We start from the raw sequence: 6262 nt of genomic DNA, 5'->3' as shown, positions 1-6262 counted from the left end.
GCCAGCAGCTCGCCCGGCCCCGCTTCGGCCCGGGCCCGGTACGCGTCGATCGCCGCCTCGGCGGCCGGCCCGCCACCCGCCACATCGAGCCCCGACAGCACCGCCGTCGCCTCCCGCAGCGCCTCCGCCAGCTCCCGTTCCGCCTCGCCGAGCGAAGGCACGTCGGCCGGCGGTGCCTCACGGACCGGCAGGCAGTGCCAGACCACCTCACGGTGCAGATCGCCCTCCGGGCCCGCCTCGTACAGCTCGGGCACCAGCCCCAGCGACACCCCGAAGGCGGTGACCGCCTCCTCCGCCTCCAGCGCCCGCGTGTTGAACTCCGGCGGTCCACTGAGGCCCAGCGGATGCCCCGCTGTGGGCATCGCCACCCGAAAACCGGTCACACCGAGTGCCCGCAGCCGTCCCAGCGCCAGCGTGAGCCCGACCGGCCCCTCCTCGCCCGGCAGCCCCTCCACCCGGTGCACCGCGTCCCCGCCGACGATGGCGAGTGCAGCGTCATCCGGCGATACAATTCCGGCCAACAGGGCATTTCCCCATGCGGCCAGTCGTCCTGAGCGTGGTTCCGTGAACATGGACCCAGCGTAGGGAATGGCCCTAGACGCCGGTGAACTTCTCAGGTGGCGTAGGTTTTCCCTTAGGGAGCTGCGCCCACAGGCGCACGCGCGAACCGAGACTGCATGGGGAGACAACGCGCTCATGAGCGATGTACTGGAGCTGCTGGACGTATCGGTGGTCCGCGACGGACGTGCTCTGGTGGACGACGTCTCCTGGGCGGTGAAAGAAGGGGAGCGCTGGGTGATTCTCGGCCCCAACGGCGCCGGCAAGACCACCCTCCTCAACATCGCGTCCAGCTACCTCTTCCCGACCACCGGCACCGCGTCGATCCTCGGCGAGCAGCTCGGCAAGCCCGGCACCGACGTCTTCGAGCTGCGCCCGCGCATCGGTATGGCGGGCGCCGCCATGGCCGAGAAGATGCCCAAGCGGCAGACCGTCCTCCAGGTCGTCCTCACCGCGGCCTACGGCATGACGGCCACCTGGCACGAGGACTACGAGGAGGTCGACGAGCAGCGCGCCCGCGCCTTCCTCGACCGCCTGGGCATGACCGAGTTCCTCGACCGCAAGTTCGGGACCCTCTCCGAGGGCGAGCGCAAGCGCACCCTCATCGCCCGCGCGATGATGACCGACCCCGAACTGCTGCTGCTCGACGAGCCCGCCGCCGGCCTCGACCTCGGCGGCCGCGAGGACCTCGTACGCCGTCTCGGCCGGCTGGCCAAGGACCCGTACGCCCCCTCGATGGTGATGGTGACCCACCATGTCGAGGAGATCGCCCCGGGCTTCACCCACGTCCTGATGATCCGTCAGGGCAAGGTGCTCGCCGCCGGTCCGATGGAGACCGAGCTGAGTTCCCGCAACCTCTCGCTCTGCTTCGGGCTGCCGCTCGTCGTCGAACAGCGCGGCAACCGCTGGACCGCGCAGGGCCTCCCGCTCGGCTGACCGGTTCCGCACCCCTTGCGCCCTGTCCCCGGAGGGGACCGCAGCCCTACCATGACCCCGTGGACATCGAGGCATGGGTGTGGTGGCTGATCGGGGCCGCGGGGCTGGGAATCCCGCTCGTCATCACCGCCATGCCCGAATTCGGGATGCTGGCCGTGGGAGCGGTCGCCGCATCGGCCGCCGCCGGGCTCGGCGCCGGACCGGTGCTCCAGGTCCTCGTCTTCGTGATCGTGTCCGTCGCGCTCATCGCCGTCGTACGCCCCATCGCGAACCGGCACCGGTCCCAGCGGCCCGAACTGGCCACCGGAATCGATGCGTTGAAGGGCCGTCAGGCCGTCGTCCTGGAACGGGTCGACGGCAGCGGAGGCCGTATCAAGCTCGCCGGAGAGGTCTGGTCGGCGCGGGCCCTCGACGGCGACAGCAGTTATCAGCCAGGTCAGCAGGTGGACGTCGTGGAGATCGACGGAGCGACAGCGGTCGTCCTGTGACAGAACCTCACACACGGCAGACCGGGGTCTGCGAAGATCGATCATCGGGAACTGCCGGCAATCGAAGGGCACGGGGAGCACGATGCCATCCGTCATCATCGTTCTGATCATTCTGGTGGTGCTGGTCTTCATCGCCCTGATCAAAACGATCCAGGTGATCCCACAGGCCAGCGCAGCCATCGTCGAACGGTTCGGCCGCTACACACGCACGCTCAACGCCGGGCTGAACATCGTCGTTCCGTTCATCGACTCGATCCGCAACCGGATCGACCTCAGGGAACAGGTCGTTCCCTTCCCGCCGCAGCCGGTGATCACCCAGGACAACCTGGTCGTCAACATCGACACCGTCATCTACTACCAGGTGACCGACGCCCGCGCCGCGACCTACGAAGTGGCCAGCTACATCCAGGCGATCGAGCAGCTCACCGTCACCACCCTCCGCAACATCATCGGCGGCATGGACCTGGAGCGGACCCTGACCTCCCGTGAGGAGATCAACGCGGCGCTGCGCGGCGTCCTCGACGAAGCCACCGGCAAGTGGGGGATCCGCGTCAACCGTGTCGAGCTGAAGGCCATCGAGCCGCCCACCTCCATCCAGGACTCGATGGAGAAGCAGATGCGCGCCGACCGGGACAAGCGCGCCGCGATCCTCCAGGCCGAAGGTGTCCGGCAGTCCGAGATCCTGCGCGCCGAGGGCGAGAAGCAGTCGGCCATCCTCCGGGCCGAAGGTGAGGCCAAGGCGTCGGCGCTGCGCGCGGAGGGCGAGGCACAGGCCATCCGTACGGTCTTCGAGTCGATCCACGCGGGCGACGCGGACCAGAAGCTGCTCGCCTACCAGTACCTCCAGATGCTCCCGAAGATCGCCGAGGGCGACGCCAACAAGCTCTGGATCGTGCCGAGCGAGATCGGCGACGCACTCAAGGGACTCAGCGGAGCCTTCGGGAACCTCGGTGAGAACGTCCCCGGCTTCAACACCGGCAAGGAGTCGCCGGCACCCCCGGCCGCCAGGCGCCCCTCCGAGTAACCACCGCCGCGGACAAGCCGGCACCACGACAATCAGCCCGCCTCCGGACTCCAGGGGCGGGCTGACGCGGTCTGCGGCGGGCCGGGAGTCACGCGGTCAGCGGGAGCCAGTCCGGCAGCGCCCGACGGTCACCGGCCCCGAGCGCCAGCATCATCGCGTCGGCCGGCGTCGGCACGAACGGCCTCCGCAGCAGCGGCATCCCGGCCTGCTCCGGCGTACGGGCCGCTTTACGGTGATTGTCCTCGGCGCAGGAGGCGACCGTATTGAGCCAGGTGTCCTGACCGCCCTGGGCACGCGGCACCACGTGGTCGACGGTGGTCGCCCGCCGTCCGCAGTACGCGCACCGGTGCTGGTCGCGGACCAGCACCCCCCGCCTCGACCACGGTGCCTGTCTTCGGAACGGCACCCGGACATATCTGCAGAGCCTGATCACGCGGGGTACGGGCAGCTCGACAGCGGCCGCACGCACCCGCAGCCCGGGGTGGGCCTGCTCGACCACGGCCTTGTCCTGGAGCACCAGGACCACCGCGCGGTTGAGCGTCACCGTCGACAGCGGCTCGAAGCTGGCGTTCAGTACCAATGTGTCCCGCATGGTGCCCACCTCCGTGTGCCGGCCCACCCCCGGGTGGGGCTGGGATCAACTCTGGCCGGGCACGCCACGATGGACAACGCAATAAAAAAGGCCCTGCCCTGATCTCTCCAAGACCGGGGCAGGGCAAACAGACGCGCGGGCTTCAGCTTTCGGCGGGAGCCGCGTACTCGGCGATGAGCTGGGCGCGTGCCAGCGTATGGAAACGCAGATTGAAGCCGACCGCGGCGGGCGGCGTGTCCGAGTCGATCCCGAGCTGCGGGGTGTCCACCGCGTACACGGTGAAGACATAGCGGTGGTTCTCACCGGCCGGCGGCGCGGCGCCCCCGAACTCCTTCGCACCGTAGTCGTTACGGGCCTGGACCGCGCCCGGCGGCAGCCCATTGAACGCACCACTGCCCGCGCCCGCCGGAAGCCCGGTCACCGAGGCCGGGATGTCGAACAGCGACCAGTGCCAGAACCCGCTGCCCGTGGGCGCGTCGGGATCGAAGCAGGTCACGGCGAAACTCCTGGTCTCCGGCGGGAAACCCTCCCACCGCAGCTGCGGCGAGGTGTTCCCCGCCGCGTACACCTGAGCGTCCTTCAATACCGACCCCGGCGCGATGTCCTCGCTCACCACCGTGAACGAGGGCACCGGCGGATGAAAGTCATGGGGGAGCGGCGGCTTACTGAGCCCGGTCACGACGGCACCTCCTGCATCAGCTGTCAGTTCCGCATCCGACACTAGAGCCAGTTCCGTCTGCCCCCCCACATCGGCCAGCCACTGATGGAGGTATCCCGTCCAGTCGGTGTCCCGGAAATCGTGCAGACCCACCTGGAACGCCCGGTACGAGTCGCTGCCCTCGCTGAAGAGGCCCGGCTTCTTGTCCATTTCGAGTATCACGTCCATCTCACGGTCGTCCGTGACAAAGGTCAGCTCGACCTGGTTGAGACCCCGGTACTGCTCCGGCGGGCAGAACTCGATCTCCTGGTAGAAGGGGAGCAGCTGGCGCGTGCCGCGGATGTGGCCGCGCTCCAGATCCGCGCTCACGAAGCGGAAGCCGAGCTCTCCGAAGGCATCGAGAACGGCCTGCTGGGCAGGGAGCGGATGCACCTGGATGGGATCCAGGTCGCCCGAGTCCAGCGCCCGCGCGATCTCCAGCTCCGTCGTCACCCCGATATGCATACCGGGCAGCGGCCGCCCAGCGATGTTCGTGATCGGGGTCTCCCAGGGTATTTCGAGCCCGAAGGGCACCACATGCAGGGCGCCCGCGGCGATCGCCAGATCCCCGCCCAGCCGCAGCTGGGTGAACTCGATGTCCTGCTTGACCTCGTGGTCGCCGCTCTCGATCTCCACCCGCCCCTGGAGCCCCACGGAGAGCCCCTCGATCCGCTGGTCGACCGCGCCGCCCTGGATCCTCACCCGCCCCTGGACCACACCGCCCGGTACGACGTTCGGCTCGGACAGCTCCGTCTCCACCGAAGCACCGCCGGCCCCCAAGCTCGCGAGCAGTCTCCTGAACCCCATGCCCACTGCGCTCCTCTCTGCTCGTCGATTCTCTGCTCATCGATCCTTTTTGATCTTGCACCCCCATGCATACGCGGGCTCGCGCGGCGCCCGCCGGCCGTTCCCCGTTACGCTCGTCAGCCATGAGCGCCAGTCCGGACCGTACGCCCCTGCCACGCCACTTCTTCGAGCGCTCCGTACTGGAGGTGGCCCCGGACCTGCTGGGCCGCACCCTGGTCCGCCGCACACCGGACGGCCCGATGGAGCTGCGCCTCACCGAAGTGGAGGCGTACGCGGGGGAAGCCGACCCGGGTTCGCACGCCTACCGGGGGAGGACGCCCCGCAACGAGGTCATGTTCGGTCCGCCCGGCCATGTGTACGTCTACTTCACCTACGGCATGTGGCACTGCATGAACCTGGTCTGCGGCCCCGAGGGCAGCGCGAGCGGAGTGCTGCTCCGAGCGGGAGAGGTGACGGCGGGCGCCGAGCTGGTACGTGGACGCCGCCCCGCGGCCCGCCACGACAGGGAACTGGCGAAGGGCCCGGCCCGCCTCGCGACCGGTCTTGACGTCGACCGCTCGCTCAACGGCGCCGACGTGTGCGCGGCCGACGACACCGTCCTCGCTATCCTCACGGGCACCCCGCCCGACGCCGACCTGGTACGCAGCGGCCCCCGCACGGGAGTTGGCGGGGAGGGGGCGCACCAGCCGTGGCGTTTCTGGATCGACAGCGATCCCACGGTCAGCCCGTACCGGGCGCATGTTCCGCGCAGGAAGCGGGCTTGACTCGGCCGGTCGGGACACCTAATGTAGTCCGAGCCGCTTGACACGGGCACTGCTATCGGAACGGCCCATCGGACCGAACCTGAGCAGCCCGAAGCGGCCAACCACTACCTTCGATCTCCCTCAACGGGTTCGAATTTTGGCGTGCCCAAATTCGAATACAAGGGCCCGATTATGAGCCTCTGAGGAAATCGGCTAACGTAGTGGACACGCCGAAAGGGAAACGCGAAAGCGTGGAACTGGAAAGCGGCCCGCCGGCCGGGAATCGGACACGAAAGAGTCTGATAGAGTCGGAAACGCAAGACCGGAGGGAAAAGCCCGGAGGAAAGCCCGAGAGGGTGAGTACAAAGGAAGCGTCCGTTCCTTGAGAACTCAACAGCGTGCCAAAAGTCAACGCCA

General features: G+C 68.6%; 7 protein-coding genes and 1 pseudogene. 4 read left to right on the top strand and 4 right to left on the bottom strand.

All coding sequences use genetic code 11. The features are described from left to right. The coding region (locus G3I19_RS33550) for a hypothetical protein (protein WP_164267484.1) at positions 1 to 572 on the bottom strand (572 nt) is incomplete at its 3' end. 124 nt (positions 573 to 696) lie between these two features. Between G3I19_RS33550 and G3I19_RS33545 the strand changes: the two genes are divergently transcribed. The 3 genes from G3I19_RS33545 to G3I19_RS33535 all read left to right on the top strand — a co-directional run bounded on the left by G3I19_RS33545 (position 697) and on the right by G3I19_RS33535 (position 3006). Continuing rightward, positions 697 to 1494 carry an ABC transporter ATP-binding protein gene (locus tag G3I19_RS33545; protein ID WP_164267483.1) on the top strand — a complete coding sequence of 266 codons (798 nt, stop codon included), beginning with the start codon at positions 697 to 699 and terminating at the stop codon, positions 1492 to 1494. 59 nt (positions 1495 to 1553) lie between these two features. Next, a complete protein-coding gene (locus tag G3I19_RS33540; RefSeq protein ID WP_164267482.1) occupies positions 1554 to 1982 on the top strand; it encodes an NfeD family protein in 429 nt (142 codons plus the stop codon). Positions 1983 to 2064: 82 nt separating this feature from the next. Continuing rightward, positions 2065 to 3006 (top strand): SPFH domain-containing protein, encoded by a 942-nt coding sequence (locus tag G3I19_RS33535; protein ID WP_164267481.1) that lies wholly within the window; start codon positions 2065 to 2067, stop codon positions 3004 to 3006. A gap of 88 nt (positions 3007 to 3094) precedes the next feature. Here the strand turns inward: G3I19_RS33535 and G3I19_RS33530 are convergent, their stop codons facing one another. The 3 genes and pseudogenes from G3I19_RS33530 to G3I19_RS33520 form a co-directional block, all read right to left on the bottom strand. Beyond that, positions 3095 to 3598, bottom strand: a complete 504-nt coding sequence (locus G3I19_RS33530) for an HNH endonuclease (protein ID WP_164267480.1) — start codon at positions 3596 to 3598, stop codon at positions 3095 to 3097. Between the two features lie 142 nt (positions 3599 to 3740). Continuing rightward, positions 3741 to 4277, bottom strand: a complete 537-nt coding sequence (locus tag G3I19_RS33525) for a YbhB/YbcL family Raf kinase inhibitor-like protein (protein ID WP_164267485.1) — start codon at positions 4275 to 4277, stop codon at positions 3741 to 3743. A gap of 57 nt (positions 4278 to 4334) precedes the next feature. Next, positions 4335 to 5102 (bottom strand): annotated as a pseudogene (locus tag G3I19_RS33520) (sporulation protein); the annotation flags it as partial. A 122-nt stretch (positions 5103 to 5224) separates the two neighbouring features. Here G3I19_RS33520 and G3I19_RS33515 point away from each other — a divergent pair. Continuing rightward, positions 5225 to 5866 (top strand): DNA-3-methyladenine glycosylase, encoded by a 642-nt coding sequence (locus tag G3I19_RS33515; RefSeq protein ID WP_164267479.1) that lies wholly within the window; start codon positions 5225 to 5227, stop codon positions 5864 to 5866. Positions 5867 to 6262 lie beyond the last annotated feature (396 nt).

This window comes from Streptomyces sp. SID10853, assembly GCF_010548145.1.
In the GTDB taxonomy this organism is placed as follows: domain Bacteria; phylum Actinomycetota; class Actinomycetes; order Streptomycetales; family Streptomycetaceae; genus Streptomyces.
This window is presented reverse-complemented; position numbering and strand designations above follow the sequence as displayed.